20 protein-coding genes and 1 riboswitch are annotated in these 18,492 nt (G+C 45.6%); of the genes, 16 read left to right on the top strand and 4 right to left on the bottom strand.

Features of this window, described 5'->3' with window-relative positions; genetic code table 11:
• Positions 1–406 (top strand): YuzK family famiily protein (locus ACTRXF_RS15875; protein WP_474279769.1); only part of this gene is annotated, 406 nt, incomplete at its 5' end.
• Positions 407–448: 42 nt separating this feature from the next.
• Here the strand turns inward: ACTRXF_RS15875 and map are convergent.
• Positions 449–1,204, bottom strand: a complete 756-nt coding sequence (gene map / locus ACTRXF_RS15870; protein WP_474262801.1) for a type I methionyl aminopeptidase — start codon at positions 1,202–1,204, stop codon at positions 449–451.
• A gap of 117 nt (positions 1,205–1,321) precedes the next feature.
• Between map and ACTRXF_RS15865 the strand changes: the two genes are divergently transcribed.
• The 6 genes from ACTRXF_RS15865 (at position 1,322) to ACTRXF_RS15840 (ending at position 7,327) form a co-directional block, all read left to right on the top strand.
• On the top strand, positions 1,322–2,626 hold the full coding sequence (locus ACTRXF_RS15865; RefSeq protein WP_474262799.1) for a DUF2254 domain-containing protein: 1,305 nt from the start codon (positions 1,322–1,324) through the stop codon (positions 2,624–2,626).
• Positions 2,627–2,690: 64 nt separating this feature from the next.
• Entirely contained in the window at positions 2,691–3,251 is a 561-nt protein-coding gene (locus ACTRXF_RS15860) for an NADPH-dependent FMN reductase (RefSeq protein ID WP_474262797.1), read from the top strand.
• Between the two features lie 134 nt (positions 3,252–3,385).
• Positions 3,386–3,489, top strand: a riboswitch (TPP riboswitch).
• 137 nt (positions 3,490–3,626) lie between these two features.
• Positions 3,627–4,322 (top strand): thiaminase II, encoded by a 696-nt coding sequence (gene tenA / locus ACTRXF_RS15855; RefSeq protein WP_474262795.1) that lies wholly within the window; start codon positions 3,627–3,629, stop codon positions 4,320–4,322.
• Positions 4,322–4,915: an ECF transporter S component gene (locus ACTRXF_RS15850; protein ID WP_474262793.1), complete on the top strand. Its 594-nt coding sequence runs from the start codon at positions 4,322–4,324 to the stop codon at positions 4,913–4,915. Before tenA ends, ACTRXF_RS15850 begins: the two co-directional genes overlap by 1 nt.
• Positions 4,912–6,576: an ABC transporter ATP-binding protein gene (locus ACTRXF_RS15845; protein ID WP_474262791.1), complete on the top strand. Its 1,665-nt coding sequence runs from the start codon at positions 4,912–4,914 to the stop codon at positions 6,574–6,576. The genes ACTRXF_RS15850 and ACTRXF_RS15845 overlap by 4 nt, the downstream gene beginning before the upstream one ends.
• Positions 6,569–7,327 (top strand): energy-coupling factor transporter transmembrane component T family protein, encoded by a 759-nt coding sequence (locus ACTRXF_RS15840; RefSeq protein WP_474262789.1) that lies wholly within the window; start codon positions 6,569–6,571, stop codon positions 7,325–7,327. The genes ACTRXF_RS15845 and ACTRXF_RS15840 overlap by 8 nt, the downstream gene beginning before the upstream one ends.
• Positions 7,328–7,395: 68 nt before the next feature.
• On the opposite strand, the gene ACTRXF_RS15835 is transcribed toward ACTRXF_RS15840, so the two are convergent.
• Complete coding sequence (locus ACTRXF_RS15835) at positions 7,396–7,848, bottom strand: flavodoxin domain-containing protein (RefSeq protein WP_474262787.1); 453 nt, start codon at positions 7,846–7,848, stop codon at positions 7,396–7,398.
• Positions 7,849–8,019: 171 nt separating this feature from the next.
• Between ACTRXF_RS15835 and ACTRXF_RS15830 the strand changes: the two genes are divergently transcribed.
• The 6 genes from ACTRXF_RS15830 to ACTRXF_RS15805 all read left to right on the top strand — a co-directional run bounded on the left by ACTRXF_RS15830 (position 8,020) and on the right by ACTRXF_RS15805 (position 12,744).
• On the top strand, positions 8,020–8,721 hold the full coding sequence (locus ACTRXF_RS15830; RefSeq protein WP_474262785.1) for an aspartate/glutamate racemase family protein: 702 nt from the start codon (positions 8,020–8,022) through the stop codon (positions 8,719–8,721).
• Between the two features lie 18 nt (positions 8,722–8,739).
• Entirely contained in the window at positions 8,740–9,114 is a 375-nt protein-coding gene (locus ACTRXF_RS15825; RefSeq protein WP_474279767.1) for a DUF488 domain-containing protein, read from the top strand.
• Between the two features lie 293 nt (positions 9,115–9,407).
• Positions 9,408–10,622: an NO-inducible flavohemoprotein gene (hmpA, locus tag ACTRXF_RS15820; protein WP_474262780.1), complete on the top strand. Its 1,215-nt coding sequence runs from the start codon at positions 9,408–9,410 to the stop codon at positions 10,620–10,622.
• Between the two features lie 98 nt (positions 10,623–10,720).
• On the top strand, positions 10,721–11,044 hold the full coding sequence (locus ACTRXF_RS15815) for a cupin domain-containing protein (protein ID WP_474262778.1): 324 nt from the start codon (positions 10,721–10,723) through the stop codon (positions 11,042–11,044).
• A gap of 231 nt (positions 11,045–11,275) precedes the next feature.
• Entirely contained in the window at positions 11,276–12,379 is a 1,104-nt protein-coding gene (locus ACTRXF_RS15810) for an amidohydrolase family protein (protein WP_474262776.1), read from the top strand.
• Positions 12,379–12,744 carry a Rieske (2Fe-2S) protein gene (locus ACTRXF_RS15805; protein ID WP_091614391.1) on the top strand — a complete coding sequence of 122 codons (366 nt, stop codon included), beginning with the start codon at positions 12,379–12,381 and terminating at the stop codon, positions 12,742–12,744. The genes ACTRXF_RS15810 and ACTRXF_RS15805 overlap by 1 nt, the downstream gene beginning before the upstream one ends.
• Before the next feature lie 37 nt (positions 12,745–12,781).
• Here ACTRXF_RS15805 and ACTRXF_RS15800 read toward each other — a convergent pair whose 3' ends face one another.
• Positions 12,782–13,129 carry a hypothetical protein gene (locus ACTRXF_RS15800; RefSeq protein WP_474262774.1) on the bottom strand — a complete coding sequence of 116 codons (348 nt, stop codon included), beginning with the start codon at positions 13,127–13,129 and terminating at the stop codon, positions 12,782–12,784.
• Positions 13,130–13,330: 201 nt separating this feature from the next.
• Here ACTRXF_RS15800 and mbcS point away from each other — a divergent pair, with 201 nt between their 5' ends.
• Both mbcS and ACTRXF_RS15790 read left to right on the top strand, forming a co-directional pair.
• Positions 13,331–14,920, top strand: coding sequence for an acyl-CoA synthetase MbcS (gene mbcS / locus ACTRXF_RS15795; protein ID WP_474279765.1), 1,590 nt, complete (start codon positions 13,331–13,333; stop codon positions 14,918–14,920).
• A 249-nt stretch (positions 14,921–15,169) separates the two neighbouring features.
• A complete protein-coding gene (locus ACTRXF_RS15790) occupies positions 15,170–16,759 on the top strand; it encodes a solute:sodium symporter family transporter (protein ID WP_474262807.1) in 1,590 nt (529 codons plus the stop codon).
• Positions 16,760–16,834: 75 nt separating this feature from the next.
• On the opposite strand, the gene ACTRXF_RS15785 is transcribed toward ACTRXF_RS15790, so the two are convergent.
• Positions 16,835–17,488: a TVP38/TMEM64 family protein gene (locus ACTRXF_RS15785; protein WP_474262770.1), complete on the bottom strand. Its 654-nt coding sequence runs from the start codon at positions 17,486–17,488 to the stop codon at positions 16,835–16,837.
• A 244-nt stretch (positions 17,489–17,732) separates the two neighbouring features.
• Here ACTRXF_RS15785 and ACTRXF_RS15780 point away from each other — a divergent pair, with 244 nt between their 5' ends.
• Positions 17,733–18,371, top strand: coding sequence for an HD domain-containing protein (locus ACTRXF_RS15780; protein WP_022794018.1), 639 nt, complete (start codon positions 17,733–17,735; stop codon positions 18,369–18,371).
• The last annotated feature ends 121 nt before the right edge of the window (positions 18,372–18,492 follow it).

Here is an 18,492-nt window from a genome sequence, read left to right as displayed (position 1 = left end):
CTTTGCCAAGCATGGCGATATCGCCCCTTTTCTTTTTAGTATACGACCCTTCGGGGCGCTTGCCTACAAAAAAACTGCCGAGAAAGGAGACTTTCTCGACAGCCTGGGAAGCCGGCTGGATAAACCAGCCGGCTTCTTTTTTCTTTATAACTATTCTCATTTATCAGAAAAAATAAAATTTTCGGTTGAAATGTATTGGGAAATGGTTTATTATGTAAACATACTCAAAGGAGGCATTATTGTTTTGACAAACAGTCAACTGAACACAACTGAAATGATCGACAAAGGGATGCAGCAGTCTCACAGCATGAGCGTAGAGGAATCGGTTCGCACGATTGAAAACATCATGCAGGTCGAAGCAGCACGTCAGCAGGACTATGAAGACAATAAGATTGAAAATTTATAAGTGATGAAAAGCGCGGTCCCTAAAGGCCGCGCTTTTTGACGTTTATACGCTTTCCTGGCCCGTTAAAATAACCGGGCCTTCTTTTGTGATCGCAATGGTATGCTCGTACTGGGCGGAATAGCCTCCGTCCCGGGTAGTGGCGGTCCACCCGTTGGAGGTCATTTTGCTCTGCCAGCCGCCAGTGTTAACCATTGGCTCGATCGTAATAACATGGCCCGGCTTTAAGCGGCCGCCTTTGCCGGGGGCACCGAAATGAGGGATTTGCGGGTCTTCGTGGAGAGTGGGCCCGATGCCGTGCCCGGTAAAATCCCGGACGACCGAGAAGCCTTCATGTTCGACATATGTTTGAATCGCATGTCCGATATCACCGATCCGGTTGCCGACTTTGGCCTGTTCAATACCTTTATATAAAGATGCTTCTGTAACCTCCATCAGCCGTTCGAGTTCACTGCTTACTTCCCCAACCGCATAGGTCCAGGCGGAATCCGCCAGGGCTCCGTTTAAATTTACAACCATATCGATTGTAACGAGGTCACCGTTTTCAAGAGGGCGGGATCTTGGGAAACCATGGCAGATTTCATCGTTTACCGAGGCGCAGGTGGCATATTTGTATCCCTGAAACCCTTTTTGTTCAGGAGTTGCGCCGCGTTCTGCCAGAAATTTTTCGACAAAATCGTCAATTTGTTTTGTAGTGACGCCTGGTTTGACCATTTTGGCGATTTCTTTATGGCAGGCGGCAAGAATTTTTCCTGCTTCATGCATAAGCTCAATCTCTCGTTCTGTCTTTAACGTTACCATCATTTGTCTCCTTTTATTCAGTATCAAATACTATTGTAAAACATTCGTATAAGAAATGCATTGTTTGATGATTTCCTTTATAATGGCGGGATTGCAGGACAGAGATGGAGGTAAATCATGAAAAAACAGAAATGGTATGTACAGCTCAGGGACAAGTTTTGGTTTATTCCAGGATGCTACGGTATTCTTAGCTTAATAATAGTAATAGGCGCTTCTATCATGGATCAGCAGGTGCTGCGGCCGGTTTACAATAATATGCCTTCTATGCTGATCGTGGAAAATAACACTGCTACTTCTTTATACAGTGCATTAGTGACGGCATTGCTGACGTTGACAACCATAAGTTTTTCTTCGATTATGGTCGTTCTGACCACGTATGCCACACAGTTTACCCCAAGGGCTCTGCAGGATTTCATGAAAAGCCCGACGACGCAGCATACACTTGGGGTATTTACGTTTGGGGTATTATTTACTCTGGTAAATATGCTGCTTTTTTCGAGCGAAGGCAGTAGCCAAATTTTGATGCCAATGCTGACAGTTCTTGTGGCGCTTGGCTGTCTGGCTTTTTTTATTATCTTTATTTATCACTCCACCCAGTGGCTGCAGGTGAATCATTTGATCAGCCATATAAGATCTGATGCCTCCAGGGTGATCCGGGATGCCTACACTTATTCGGGGGTGCACAGCTTCAGCGAATGGAGCGATGATTTTCGAAATGACGAAGAAGCAATCGTTTATGCCGAACGGTCGGGGTATACCAATATGGTGAAAATGCCTGAACTGATTGAATGGGCCAGGCAGCAGGGAGCCGTGGTCGAATGCCTGTTCCAGGTAGGAGACTACGTTCATCAGGGAGAGCCTTTATTTCGCTATTGGTCAAAGCATAGTTTATCCTCGAAAATATTGAGAAGTTTTTTATTAGTAGGAGAAGAGAGAAGCAATGTTCAGGACATTGAATTCTCCATGCAGAAAATTGTAGAAATAGCGCTGCGGGCCATTTCGCCTGCAATCAATGATCCACACACAGCAGCGAACTGCATCAACCGTATTGGGGCACTGCTTTCCGAACTCAGCCATGAACACAAAAATGACCAATACTTCGCTGACAATCAGAATGAGCTGCGGTTATTCATGCCTGTAAAACCCTTTAGGGAGTATTTATATAAAAGCTTTTATCAGGTGAGATTGTACGGTTACGAAGATATTTCGGTAATGGGAGCCTGCATGGAAGCACTGACGATGCTCGTGAAAACAGGAGATCCGTCTGTGTTAAAGGAAGTGGATTCATTTTCCCGTTACATGGAGCAGGCGGTCGCTCCGGAACAGCTTGCGGACTGGGACAGGGAATACTGGGAGGAGCGTGTGCAGAAAAAGAACACAGCTCTGCATCAGGCACTTACAAAAAGTAAGCAGATAACTTGAAACAGCCAGTAACGTGCGTGTATGATATGTAAATGAAGTTCAACACGAAAGGATGAAAGTTCAAATGAAAGTAGCAGCTATCGTAGGAAGTATTCGCCAGGAATCATTTAACGGAAAGTTAGTGGAGTACATGCAGGATCGTTACAGTGACATCATGGATATTGATATTTTAGATATCCGCGATCTTCCGCACTATGATCAGGATGAGGAAAGCAACGCTCCGGACTATGTGCAGGAATACAAGCGTTCTGTACGTGAAGCGGACGCCGTGCTTATCGCCACTCCGGAATATAACGGTTCGATTTCCGGCGTGCTTAAAAATGCTCTTGACTGGAACTCCCGGGTCGATTACGACTTTGCCGGCAAACCAACCATGCTTGTAGGAGCTTCTCTTGGAGGCCTGGGCACAGTGAAAGCGCAGATGCATCTTCGACAGATTCTGAGCGCTCCCGGTATGAGTGCAAAAGTACTGCCTGGAAATGAAGTACTGATCGGAGCCGTCCATGAAAAAATGAATGAAAACGGAGATTTAACAGATCAGGGCACGATTGATTTTCTTGATAATGTCGTAGCCGAATTCGAACGTTTTTATCAGGAAACGCGGGCTGTGGCTAACCGCGCGTAATATGCAGAAAAACCCTGCTGGCATAGGCCTGCAGGGTTTTTGAATGCAGATTTTTGCTCAGAGGGAGAAGGCGGATTATAAAAATCACCTTTGACTTCCTGACATAATATGATAAAGTGTAGACAACTTAATAGGGAATCCACTAGGGGTGCCGAAAGCGGCTGAGATAAGGACTAACCTTAATCCCTTTGAACCTGATCTGGTTAAGGCCAGCGTAGGAAAGTGGAGACGGCAGAATACGTCTATTTCAAAAGCACAAGCTTTACCATAGAGGACGTTTATTCTAAGCCACTCCACCAATGGAGTGGCTTTTTTTACCCCATTGGTCCTGACTGCCCGTAGTGGTTCCCTCCTAATTTAAAGGAGGAAGTTACAATGAAATTTTCAGAGCTTTTATGGCAGGACACAGAGCACATTTTTGAAGCCTGCTGGAGAAATCCGTTTGTACAGGGTATCGGGAAAGGGGAGCTCCCAAAAGCATCTCTTATCCATTACGTGAAGCAGGATTTTGAATACTTAAACGCCATGATCAAGGCAAAAGCAATTGGGGTAACAAAGTGTACGTCAAGAGAAGACATGGTTATGTTTAAAGATACCATTGATTTTGTTTTAAACAGCGAAACGCACCCGCATCATAATTTGTGTGAGCAGGCGGGCGTGGGCTATGAGGAATTGCAGGGCTATGCGCTTGCTCCGGTATCTCAGCATTACGTGCTTCACATGCTGCACCATGCCGAAAAAGGAACACTTGGTGATGTAATTGCGGTAACGCTTGCCTGCCCGTGGGTGTATTTGTATGTGGGTGAAAGGCTGATGGAGGAAGTGCAGCCGGACGAAACCCATCCGTTCAATGACTGGATTCGTTTTTACGGGGACCGTGAGGAACGGGAAATGTACAAATATATTGACCGCCTCGATGAACTGGCAGAAACAGTCACAGAAGAAGAAAAACAGCGCTGGCGGACGTTGTTTATGGAAGGATGCCAGCTTGAGTATATGTTTTTTGAGGACGCTTATTATGCAAAAGACTGGCCCTTTGCCAGAACGTTAACAGACGGGGAAAAAGTCTAATGATAAACAAACGCTTAAACCTCCGGGATATTGTCGTCATCTCGTTTATTTCAGCAGTTCTCGGCGTCCTTTATCTTCTTTGGGTGCTGCTGGGACAAATGGTTACCGGCATCTTCGGTCCAGTTGGAGGAGGCCTGATGGCGGGCTTCTGGATCCTTGCGCCTGTGATTTGTGCCTATATCGTTCAAAAACCGGGAGCGGCGCTGCTTTCAGAGCTTATTGCGGCCGGCACTGAAGTTATGGCGGGGTCTGTCAGTGCAGGAGCAGTGCTCGTGCTCGGCTTCACCCAGGGGCTCGCTGCAGAATTGATTTTCGCTCTGTTTTTCTACCGGGTGTTCCGTCTGCCAGTATTAATGCTTGCCGGGTCGGCCGGAACGTTTGCTGCATTTTTAACCCAGTATGTCCTTTATGGATTCAGCCAGTACGCAGGTTCTGTTGTTGTATTTATGCTGGTAACCATGCTTATAAGCGGCGCTCTTTTAGCCGGATGGGCAGGGAAAAGCTTTGCGGATGCGCTGGTAAAGACTGGAGTGCTTGACCGCTTCGCCCTTGGCCGTCAATACCGTCTCGGCCAGCAGAAGGATGCTGTATGATTTACGCAGACAAATTGACCATTGCGTACCCTTTTGCTAAGCCTTCGATAGAAGGTTTTTCAGCAGAAATATGTACTGGGGAAAACGTGCTGCTGCTCGGTCCGAGTGGTTCAGGCAAAAGTACGCTTGCTCTCGCTATCCAGGGAATTCTTCCGCGTTCTGTGGAGGCGGAGGTTTCGGGCGGTCTGAGCGTGTTTGGGGAAAATCCGGCGGTGAAAAGTATTACGGAGGCCGCCAGGCAGGCGGCGCTTTTGTTCCAGGACCCGGATACCCAGTTCTGCATGCCAACTGTTCGGGAAGAGCTTGTATTCACGCTTGAGAATCTGCGGGTGCCTGCAGGTGATATCGAGGCCCGCGTGCACGAAGCCTTACAATTTACAGATATGCTTCACTGCATTGATGCCCGTATCGACACACTGTCCGGCGGGATGAAGCAAAAAATAGCTGTTTCCTGTTTAGCTGCTGTGAATCCGCGGATATGGATTCTGGATGAACCGCTCTCCCAGCTCGATCCGGTAAGCCGGCAAGCAGTGGCTTCGCTTCTTGGCCGCATTGCAGCAGATAGTGATAAAACACTGGTTTTGATTGAGCATCAATTAAATGAAGTAATGGAGTGGGTAGACCGGGTGATCGTATTGAACCACGATGGCCAGGTGTCTGCGGATGGAAGCCCGGCACGTATATTCAATTCTCATGCAGCCGTACTCGAAGCAGAAGGAGTATGGCTGCCGGCTCCTGCAGAAGCCGGAAAGAAATTACTGAAAAAGTCAGAGAATCCCAAATCTGCTCTTCCCATTACTTTAGGGGAATGGGAAAGGTTTGCAGCGGATTATTCCGCTGCAGCAGTTCTTGCATCTCTGCCGCAGCCGAAAAAGATAAGTGCTCCTTCACTTGAACCACCTGTTCTGGAGGTGAAGCAGGCGGCCTTTGCCTATGGCGAGCAAACGGTTTTCGAAAACGTATCTTTTTCCCTGTACCCAGGGGAAATGACTGCTCTAGTCGGTGCAAACGGAGCAGGAAAGAGCACGCTCGCACGTGTCCTCACTGGATGGGAATCTCTTAAAAGCGGCTCTATATATGTTAACGGAGAAGATATTGCCAGTCTGAAGCCGTACGAAATTGCTAAAACCTTCGGAATTGTTTTTCAGCAGCCCGAGCATCAGTTTGTAGCACAGACCGTGGAAAAAGAAATACGCTACGGAATGGAAATGGAAGGGTGGTGCGAAAAAGATATTGATCAGCAGACAAATGAACTGCTGATTCAATTTCAGCTCGGACATATTCGAAAGAATCATCCATTTCAGCTCAGCCAGGGAGAAAAAAGGCGCCTTTCGGTGGCAGTCATGGTAACGAACAACCAGTCCGTATTAATTTTGGATGAGCCGGCGTTTGGTCTTGATAAGCGAAATACCGATGCTTTATTTGAAGTGCTTGAGCAGTGCCGGCGACGTGGAAAAGCGGTTCTCTGGCTGACGCATGATATGGATCTGGTCTATACAAAAGCTGGACGGGTTTTGGCGCTGGCGGAACGAACACTTGCCTGTGATGACGGCGTGGAAGCATTTTTCAGTGGGAGTATGGATTTAGCTAAAATCGGTGTCCGCCCGCCGGTAGTAAAGCTTATGAGCTTAAAGAAAAAGAAAGCAGTAAGCCATGCTTGAAGAAATCCAGACTCGGAACGCTTTTTTGCAGCACGTACATCCAACGCTGAAGCTGATAAGTCTTTTCACCGTATTTTTCTGCATGATTTTCGTTTATGATATTTGGCGCCCGCTTGCCGTTTTGCTGTTAACGGTTGCTGCCGTCGCCTTTTTGGGAAAAGTGCCGTTAAAGCTGCTGCTCGTACTTATGCTTCCATTTGGGCTCTTTGGGTTCAGCTTTATATGGCTTCAGGTTGTTTTTCCTGACGAAAGAGGACCCACAGTTCTTTTCTACGTATTCCAAATGCCGGTTGCTCTTGAAAATATTCAAACAGGGATCTCGCTCGGTCTGCGGGCAATGGTGTTTGCCTCCTGGTCGCTTCTTTTTGTTCTCACTACCTCTCCCGTGAGTTTAGTGATAAGCCTGATACAAAAATGGCATATGCCTCCAAATATTGGTTATGGAATGATGGCCGCCTACCGTTTTCTCCCCCAACTGCGGGAGGAACTGGCGGTTATCCGGAGAGCCCGGCAAATCAGAGGGATGGGCAAAAAGCCTAAAATGCGTGAGTGGAAAGAGATGGCCGTGCCATTGATGGCAGGGGCTGTACGAAAGGCAGAAAGAACAGCGCTCGCAATGGAATCGAAAGGGTTTGACGGCTCCAGAGAAAGAACGGAATACGTACAGATGAATTATAAAAAAACGGACATATGGTTCAGTGCCGGGTTTATATTGTTTATGATTTTTGTTTTTCTTATGCCAATGCCGTGACAGATCAGCTGTATTAATTAAAGGTAACCCCGGAGGCTCACGGCCCCCGGGGTTATTCGTGCTGACCATTATTTCACTAAAAACTTTTCTTCGATGCTGTCGACATAGCTTTTAATATCTTCAGCAATGTTATCCATTTCATCCACATCGACTTTCATGGTGGGAATCTCACCCTTATGTCCATGTTTGCGGAATTCCTCGATCATCTCATCCACAGCTCCGGCGAAGTTTTCATACGCGTGATCCCCGGAGCCGAAGATGGAAATCGAAAGGCCGGAAATATCATAGGCGAAAAGATCTTCAAGAAAATCTTCCGTTTCTTCGGGGATATCACCTTCACCCCACGTATACGTACCCATAATGAGCAGATCGTGAGGGAGGGGGTCTTCGTTTGGAAGGCCATCGGCGATCATATCCATCAGCTCTACTTCGTGCCCGCGGTTGATGAGCTCTTCTTCCGTATCAATAGCCATGTCTTCAGTATTTCCAGTCATTGTGGAATAGAACAAAAGTATTCGCATATGTCCATTCCTTTCTTTTATAGGCTCGTGCATAAAATACATATTTAATATACTTATTATATATTCGGCGGCCGGATTGTGCAATCATCCTGGTGAATAGAGGTGCACACTAAATATGTTAAAATATATATTGGTAATATATATTAACGCTTTAATGAAGGAGGAGAAAAAATGAAACAGATAGGTATTATCGGCGGCCTCGGTCCGGAATCGACAGTGGAATATTATCAATCCATCATTAAAAAGTATCAGGAAAAGAAGAATAGTCTTCAGGTGCTTCCGGAATTGTACATTAATAGCATTAATATGTACAACATTTTTACGTATATTTCGGAAGAACGAATGGACGATCTGATCGAATATCTGGGCAACGCTGCCCGTAAGCTTGAACTGCTCGACGTTGATGGAATCATTATTGCAGCCAACACTCCGCACCTTGTATTCGATGAAGTGCAGAAGCAGGTCGAGGTGCCGATGCTCAGCATCGTGGACGCCGCGGTGGAAGCAGCAGAAAATCAGGGCGCCGAAAACATTGGGCTGCTGGGCACAAAGTTTACGATGGAAAAGAATTTTTTTAAGAAGCCGTTCGAAGCGAATGGAAAGAATATTTATGTGCCAGCTGAAAGTACACAGCAGTATTTACACGAAAAAATTGTCAGTGAGCTCGAAAATGGTATCGTAAATCCTGAGACGAAAAAAGAATTTGAGCGGATCACCGGGGAAATGATCGAACAACATGGGCTTGATACCTTGATTCTTGGCTGCACTGAACTGCCGATGATTCTTTCTGAAGAAGATTTTTCGATTCCGTTTTTAGATACAATGCAGGTGCACGTCAACAAGGTCGTAGACTTTATGTTTGAAGAAAAATAAAGCAGAAGGAGGGCAACGATGGCCATTCAATTGAAAAGAATTTATGAAGACCCGGAGAAAAAAGACGGGTATCGGATTTTAGTCGACGGCGTGTGGCCGAGGGGAATAGCAAAGGAAAAAGCTAAAGTGGATAAATGGAGCAGGGACGTTGCTCCTTCAAAAGAGCTGCGGCAATGGTTCTCCCACGATCCGGAGAAATTTGACGAATTCAAAGAGAAGTATAAGCAGGAGCTTCAACAGAATAACGAACAGGCTGAAGCTCTCGATCAGTTAAAAGAGACCGTACGTGAGCAGAATAAGCAGTTGACGCTCGTGTTTGCCGCGAAGGAAGAAACGTATAATCATGCCCGTGTCTTAAAAGAAATTCTTGACCGTCAGCCGAAGGATTCTTAACGAAGAAGAGGTGACAACGATGGAGGAGTATCTGGGCCAATGCAGTGAATGTGGCAAAGAAATTTACTGCCGGGACGGCTTTATGGAAGGGGTTCATGAGTACGGCCGGCTGTACTGCTTTGAATGCGCCAAATAAATATACAGTACTCCGTTTCCAGGTGGAAACGGAGTTATTTTGTATATAAAAGCTGAATGTGAACGTTTAATGAAGTATTTCTAAAAGTATAGATTTAAATATGTATTTATAATACACTTTTTGTAGAAATTAAAAACGTTTTCATTGGAGGAATTTGATGCTTGCACCGCAAACGATTGAAACTGTAAAAGCAACAGCTCCGGCTATTCAGGCCAACGCCGCTGCCATCGGCAACCGTTTTTATGAAATGTTATTTGAAAAAGCACCCGAACTGCGGAATATGTTTAACCAGACGAACCAGGAAACAGGCGTACAGCCGGAAGCTCTTGCTTATTCTGTCTACCAGGCAGGAGCGAATATTGACCGCCTGGAAGAGCTTCGGCCTACTATTGAACGCATAGCGGAAAAACACCGGGCCCTGGATGTCAGGCCGGAGCATTATGGGTTAGTAGGGGAAACACTGCTCGAAGCGGTGGAGGAAGTGCTCGGAGACGCAGCAACTCCGGAGATCCTGGATGCCTGGGGAGAAGCGTATCACGCGCTTGCCGATATCTTTATTCAAAAAGAAGCAGTCAAGTACGAAGAAGTAGAGGCCGCCCGCGGCGGGTGGACAGGCTACCGTCCGTTTTATGTAGCGGAAAAAGTACCGGAGAGCGATGTTATCACTTCATTTTACTTAAAGCCGCAGGACGGTGGAGCGATTATACCGCAGCAGCCGGGACAGTATTTAACGCTGCAGGCAGACATCGAAGGAGAACCCTATACCCATATGCGCCATTACAGTCTATCGGATGCTCCGAATGAAAATTTTTACCGGATCAGCGTAAAGCGTGAGGACCCCGAGGACGGAAACCCGGCCGGTATTGTGTCGAATTATCTGCACCGGGACGTAAAAGAAGGAGATGTACTGCTGTTCGCAGCACCGGCAGGAGAGTTTGTGATGGAAACAGAGGAAATGCCAATTGTACTAATCAGCGGCGGCGTCGGAGTAACCCCGATGATGAGTATGCTGAATACACTCGTGCAGGAAGATACGAAACGAAACGTAACGTTTATTCATGCCGCTGACAGCAGTAAGGTTCATGCCATGAAAGCACATGTGGAGCAGCTCGCAGATACGTATTCAAACATTGAGGCCTATACCTGTTATTCCGAACCGACAGAGGAAGACCGTTCGAACGAAATGTTTGATAAAGAAGGGTATATTGATGCCCCGTGGCTGGAAACCGTCCTTCCTGACGAACAGGCAGATTTTTATTTCTGCGGTCCGACGCCTTTTATGCAAGTAGTTAACGGAATTTTAAAGGATAGAGGAGTGCCGGCAGAACGTCGCCATTATGAAGTTTTCGGGCCGGAAAGCACGATTGAATAATTAAAACCCAGAGATAAAACTGGTTCAGCAGCTGCGGCAGAATCTAAATAGATATGCCGCAGCTGTTTTTAAATTTAATAGAAGAAAGGATGAAAAATATGAAAATCCAGAGTCTTACACAATTAGCTCCTTTCAGCGAAGACCGAATGGCAAATGAAGTTGTTTTTAAAAAGAACAACTGCAAAGCTGTGGTATTTAATTTTTCGCCTGGTCAAAGCCTTCCTCTCCATGATCATCCCTTCACTCAAACATTTGCATTAGTCGTGAGCGGGGAAGGGCTATGTTATACAGAGGATGAGAATTTCCCCGTGAGGGAGGGTGACCTTATTCAATGCGGGCCTACAGAAAAAATAGGGTTTGAAAATAACAGTGATTCCAATTTGAGCATATATGTCACACTAGTATATATCGAAGAAAATTAGCATCTGCCAAAAATTATCTCTGCAATAAATATTAGTATCCTTCCTGCCAGTGATAGGTAGCAGATTAGTAAGTAAATCGTTAGATACTGAAAAACTGCTACTGACGTTCACTGATGCTCACTGACATTCACTGTCACAGCTTACAGAGGCGGACGACTTCTAGGGAGCTTTGTTTATTCCAGGACGAATCTGGTACGGTTAGAAAGCAGATGAAAGGAAGGATGCTGATTTATGCAGACTTTAAACAATGAAGCTAAAACTAACCGAACAAAAAAGTACAGCCTGATCGACACTGATATTCACGAACGGGTAATGTATGAAGATTTGTTTCCATACTTAGAGCAGCCGTGGAGAAGGTATATTGAAGACTGCCACTGGCAGCAGGAAAAACATATGCCATTTACTCAGCCCGCCGTGGCTGGAGTGGACCGGGCTGACGCAAAAACGCCGGACGGAAAACCAGCGGGCACAAGCCTTCCGTTTATGCAGGAGCAGCTGCTTGATGCCAATAATCACGAATTCGGTATTTTAACTGGAGCACTTGATCCATCTCCGTCTTCCATGCACGGATGGTACGAAATGGCCACGGCCCTTGCCAGTGCCTATAACGACTGGCAGATCAATGACTGGCTTGATAAAGACAGCCGCCTGTACGGCTCCGTTCACATTGCAGCCCAGGAAGTAGCGAACGCAGTGAAAGAAATCGAACGCGTCGGCTCTCACCCAAAAATGATTCAAGTGCTTTTGCCCATTGATGATATTGCATGGGGGGATCCTTACTACCATCCAATATTCGAAGCAGCTGAGCGCCATGACCTGATGATCGGCATGCACCATAACGAACCGCCTGCCCCGCTCGGCAAATGGCCAAGATACTTTATTGAATGGCATTCTTTAATTGCAACTTCCCACATGGCACAGATTACGAGCATGATTTTCAACGGGGTGTTTGAGAAATATCCAAACCTGAAGCTGATGATGATTGAGGGCGGCTTCACGTACGTGCCGTTTTTAATGAAGAAACTTGATCAGCAGTTTAAGGATCTTCGCCACGAAGTGCCGTGGGTAACAACGATGCCGAGTGATACGATAAAAAACCGGATGGCATTTACGACCCAGCCGCTTGAAGAAATGAGCAAAAAAGAATGGAATCTCTTAGTAGAGCAGATGGGGACCGATGAAATCATCTGTTTTAGTACGGATTACCCGCACTGGGATTACGATTCACCGGATGAAGCCGTGCCTAAAGGACTTAAAGATGATGTGCTTGAGCGTATCTACGGCGAAAATGCCAGAAAATTCTATCCGAAACTGCCGGCTCGGGGTGCTGTCTGATGGCAGCCGTTATATGCAGGGAAGAGGAGTTGGAAAAGCAGGAAATGATTCCGGGGAGCGTGGATAATATCCCGGTTTTTGTCTGTAGGACGTCCGAGGGAGAAGTCAGGGCGTTTATCGACCGGTGCCCTCACCAGGGAGCCTGCATGTCGAAAGGCAAAATTGACGGTGCTCCTATGAGCACCGCACCTGGTGAATATTCATTTGAACATGAAGGAGACATCGTCCGGTGCCCGTGGCATGGAAGGGAATACAATCTGCGGGAAAGCGGCAAGCCGCTTGCGCCGGTAAAAGGTAAACTAAAAGAATTTTCTGCTTATGTAGAAGACAGCTATGTATATGTAGAACTAAAGAGAGGCTCGTGAGCCTCTCTTTTTTTATTGATATTTTATTGAAAAATAATTAGCTGTTTAAATTGCCTCCGCGGACTTCCTGCAGCTGGCGGACAGCTTCAATCTGCTCATCGTTCAACTCAGCGTAATTGCCGGCAGCGTCTAACGTTAATATAACGGACGTTCCGGTAAGAGAGTATTTATTCGTAAGATCCCCGAACTGCTTGGATTCTACTTTATAATCTGCTTCTTCATACTGATTTTCGTTCGCAAGCGCATAAATATCAAGCTCCGGAATCATTTCGAGCATGATGGCGTCATTGCCCATGATACTGTAGATATCATTTTGTCCCTCTACTTCGCGGACTTCAATTTCCTCATTAGGTTTGCTGATAATAATGTTCATCGTGTCATTCATCCTTTCTACTTCCAAATCAATGATAGTTACCGTACAAAAACGTTCCTCTCATGCTATAACCGTTTCCTTCTTTCCACAAACATAAAAAAAATAAAATTGTAATTGAAATAATCAGATTTCTTTAGGCGTATAAGTAGACATACACTGCTGTGGCACATATGATAGAAAAAGATAAAATAGTGGTAAGGGAGATATGTGATTATGATTGATGCAAATCAGCTGACACCAAATGAAACCTACAATTTAATCGAAGAAATGGAACGCTATGATTCAGACCGTCTGGCATTGAAATGGCAGGACGATAAAGGCAGCCGCCGCGAGGTTACATATCACGAACTGATCCAGCAGGCCAATCAGTACGCCAACGTCCTAACCGGCCTTGGACTTTCCAAAGGAGACAAGGTGCTTGTCATGGTGCCACGTCTCGTGGAAGCCTATGTTACTTATTACGCGTGCCTGAAAGCAGGCCTTGTGATTATTCCTTCGTCAGAAATGCTCCGGGCGGACGATATTAAGTATCGGGCCGACCATTCCGGTTCCCGCGCGATTATTTCGTATGCTCCGTACGTAGAGGAAATTGACCGGATGGATCCTGTGCCGGAGACACTCGAGCATAAGCTGATGATCGGGGGAAGTAAAGAAGGATGGAAAGAAATTGAAACGATGGCAGCAGAAGAATCCCAAAGCTTTAATATTGTACAGACCCACCGTGATGACACTGCCTTTCTTCCGTACACTTCAGGAACGACAGGTAAACCAAAAGCTGTCGTGCACAGTCATGGATGGGCATATGCTCATCTGCGGGTAGCGGCAGATGAGTGGCTCGACATTCACGAAAATGATGTTGTATGGGCTACCGCCGGACCAGGCTGGCAGAAATGGGTCTGGAGCCCGTTTTTATCTGTACTCGGCCAGGGTGCCACCGGGTTTGCCTACAACGGCCGTTTTGATCCGGAGACGTATCTGCAGCTGCTTCAGGATGAAAAAGTAAACGTGCTTTGCTGCACGCCGACAGAGTACCGGCTCATGGCTAAAATTGAAGGTCTCGAAAAGTATGATCTTTCAGCGATGCACAGCGCAGTATCTGCAGGAGAGCCGTTGAATGAAGAAGTCATTCAAGTGTTCCGTGACAAGTTTAATTTGCCGGTTCGCGACGGTTACGGTCAGACAGAAAGCACGCTGCTTATCGGAACGTTAAAGGGCGTTCCTGAAAAAATAGGTTCCATGGGCAAACCAATGATCGAACAGTTTATTGAAATAGTGGATGAAGACGGAAATCCTGCGAAGGCTAATGAAATTGGCAATATCGCTGTGCACCGTAATCTTCCATCGCTGTTTCAGGGCTATTACAGAGAGTCTGAACGTACAAGTGATTCCTATCAGGGTGATTACTTTTTAACTGGCGACAGGGCAATGAAGGATGAAGATAATTATTACTGGTTCCAGGGACGCAGTGATGACATTATTATCAGTTCAGGGTATACGATCGGACCGTTTGAAGTAGAGGATGCACTTACAAAACACCCATCTGTCAAAGAATGTGCCGCTGTGGCAAGCCCGGATGATATCCGGGGCAACGTCGTGAAGGCGTTTATCGTGCCTAACGGCCAGGTGGAAAATGAAGAAGATTTAACGAAGGAACTGCAGAATCACGTAAAGGAAATGACTGCTCCGTATAAATATCCACGCCGCATTGAGTTTGTTGACTCACTGCCAAAGACAAGCTCTGCAAAAATCCGCCGCGTAGAACTCCGCGAACAGGAGCTCGCAAAGGCGAATAAAGAGCAATAGCTGAAACAGCCTGAATTGACTGCCCTGCAGCAGATGCTGCAGGGCAGTTTTATATATTTGCGAAACCTGTTTCGTAAATATATAAAATTAAGGGAAAAGTAAAAATATTTTTAGGAAAGCGTTTACCTTACTGATGTTTTCGGTTAGAATAAAAACAACCCCGCCGAGGGGAACGAATTGAAACAAAAATAATAACAATTGTTTCAATTTTAAAAATACGGTGTAAGCATATGATTAAAGGGGGGGCTTATTATTTTATCTCTTATTACATTTATTATTATCGTCGGGGCAATTTGGCTTTTTGCTTTTACCCGAAGCCGCTCAGTTAACACGGACAGCGCTGAAGGGTACTTTCTTGCCGGCAGAAGTTTAACGGGTATTACGATTGCCGGAACAATTATTATGACGAATTTGTCCACAGAACAGATTGTCGGGCAAAACGGCCAAAGCTACGCTTCCGGTATGGAAGTAATGGCCTGGGAGGTAACCTCAGCTATAGCGATTGTATTACTGGCACTTGTGTTTCTCCCTAAATACTTAAAATACGGTGTGGATACTGTTACAGATTTTATTGAAACCAGATACGATAAAACAACGAAACGAATCGCTTCTTTTCTGTTTATTTTCACTTATATGACCTCTTTTTTACCTGTGGTACTGTACTCTGGTTCACTCGTTTTCAACCAGATTTTCGCAGTTGACCAGCTGCTCGGTGTAGAGCCCTTAACAGCCGTAGCTTTTATTGCTGGATTAACAGGACTTATTGGCCTTCTTTACCTGTTAATGGGTGGTTTGAGGTTAAGCGCTTTCAGTGATACCGTCTATGGGATTGCTCTTTTACTCGGGGGACTTACTATTCCTGTTCTTGGTCTTATGGCCTTAGGTGATGGTAATTTTTTCCGTGGAATGGAAACAATTCAGGCCAATACACCTGAAAAATTAAACTCTATTGGCGCTATTGATTCTTCTTATGTCCCGTGGCCGACACTCTTTTTAGGAATGTTTTTTAATAACTTGTTTTTCTGGTGCACAAACCAGATGATCGTACAAAAAGCGCTGGCAGGAAGAAACTTAAAGGAAAGCCAGAAGGGTGCTTTATATGTAGGCTTCTTTAAAATATTCGGCGCATTGTTTCTCGTATTTCCAGGAATTATTGCGTTTAATCTGTTTGGCGGTGAACTTAGAACAGCAGATAACGCGTATCCGCGTCTAGTTACTGAAGTACTGCCGCCGTCGGTGGAAGGAATTTTTGCAGCAGTCATTTTTGGAGCTATTTTAAGTTCATTTGTCGGTGCGTTGAACGCAACCGCTACTCTGTTTACGCTGGACTTTTATAAGCCGCTAATCAAAAAAGATGCAAGCGACAGACAGGTGGCGCGGGCTGGTAAGTTCATTACAGTAATTGTAGCTTTAATTGCTATTTTAATTGCTCCGCTGATTTCGTTTGCTCCGTCGGGTCTTTACAACGTTGTTCAATCGTTTAACGGTTTATACAGTATGCCGCTGCTCGTCATTATCATACTCGGATTCTATTTCAAGTATGGTACCGCCTTTGCCGCAAAAGTGACATTTATTACTCACGTTGTGCTGTACAGTATTTTTTGGCTGTTCATGGACTTTCACTATCTGTACGCCTTCAGCGTGTTGTTCTTTGTCGATATTCTCGTATTATGGTTTGTAAGCCGTCTGAAGCCTCTCGACAGGCCGTTTGAGTTCCAGGAAAATATCAACAAGGTTGATATGACTCCGTGGAAGCACAGAAAATGGGTGAGCGCAGTTATCATTATTACTGTGGTAGTAACCTACCTGCTTTTCTCTCCTATCGGCCTCGCCGGTTAATACAAAATAGATATTAAGAAAGCTGTGGCCCACGGAGGTGCTGCAGCTTTTTTATGTTGAAACGAAGCATCCTTTTCATGGCTGCATACCGAGCCATCTTTTGATTTTCTTACGGAGGAAAAACCCGGCAGTACTCAAAATGAGAAGAAGAGCGAGGGCAATCCAAAGCAGAAGGCGGCTGCCGGAGACAATACTTTGCCCAAACGTGCCATACATCATCATCCCGGGAAGGATACCGATCATGGTGGCGGAAATGAAATGCGAATATTTAATTTTAGAAAAACCGGACAAATAGCTTAGCATACTGAACCCCATCAGCGGGACGAGACGGAGCACCAGTACTACAAAAAAACCACGGTTTTCCATCAAATATTTCATTCTGGGGTTCCAGGGGATCTGATGTTTGCTGAATATGGTTTTTCCCATAAAACGTCCGATAAAATACCCGCTCGTTGCTCCGCCAAGGGCGCCTGTCCATATATAAAGTACTCCAGGCCATATGCCGTAAGTGATACTTGCAGTAATGGACAAAAGGGAGGAAGGAAAATAAATAAAAGGGCCCAGCGTGTAGGCAAGTAGAAAAACGAAAGGCGAAATCCATCCGAACGAAGTGATGAAGTTCTGAATCTCGGTTGGACGAATGCTCAGTCTGATGTTGAAAAGGTAGTACAGCCCGATCAAAGCAGCAATAAATAAAAAGCCTTTGATAATATTTATACTTGAGCGCACGTTTTCCCTCCTTTGGCTGCAGAAGCGGGGCAGTTTATACAGGTTAATTTTTGTGAAACAAGAGTCTAGGGCGGGATTGTTTTGCGAATTTAGACTATTTCAGCTTAACATGCGGGGATGCATACCAACGACAATTAATGAAAAGCAATATATGAATTATTAAAATAACGCATACATGAAGCCCCAGAAGGGAAATCCAGTAAAACGGCCATATAAACATAAAAACAGGAGAGGATGAATGAACATGGCAAATAGTGTAGCAGGAGTAAAAATTCCTGACAGTAAAATAGCAAAAGAAGCAGCTGATCTATTGAGGGAATACGGGTCCGAACTGCTTTGGAATCACTCGAACCGTGCATATCTTTTCGGGGAAATTCAGGGAAGGGAAGCCGGACTGAAGTATGATTCGGAGCTGTTATATGTGAGTGCATTGTTCCATGATCTCGGGCTGACGACTCAGTACAGCAGTCCTGATAAACGGTTTGAGGTAGACGGGGCCAATGCAGCACGCAGCTTCCTGCAGCAGCATAACATGGAGGATGAATCCATTCGTCTTGTATGGGACGCTATCGCTCTGCATACGACCATTGGGGTAGCAGAGTATAAAGAGTCTGAGGTTTCCCTTCTATATTCAGGGGTGGGTCTTGACGTCATGGGGGACGGATACCATCAGTTTCCTGAAAAATTACGGGAAGAGGTCGTGAGCGCGTACCCGCGGAATAATTTTAAAGAAAAAATTCTTCCTGCTTTTTACGAAGGGTTCAAGCATAAACCCGAGACGACATTTGGAAATATTAAAGCTGACGTCTGCGAGCGGTTTATGCCGGATTATAAGAGTCCTGACTTTTGCGAATGTGTTCTGCATTCGCCGTGGAAAGAATAAAAACAGGATAAGCAAACAGGGGTGCTGCCGTTTCGACGGCAGCATCAGACTGTCGACAATGACTCTAATTTTAGAGTTTGTCGGCAGTTTTTTTGTGCTATGATAAAAAGAAATAGCCTGG

The sequence above is a fragment of the Marinococcus sp. LNHM3E3-2.2 genome (assembly GCF_056034385.1).
This window is presented reverse-complemented; position numbering and strand designations above follow the sequence as displayed.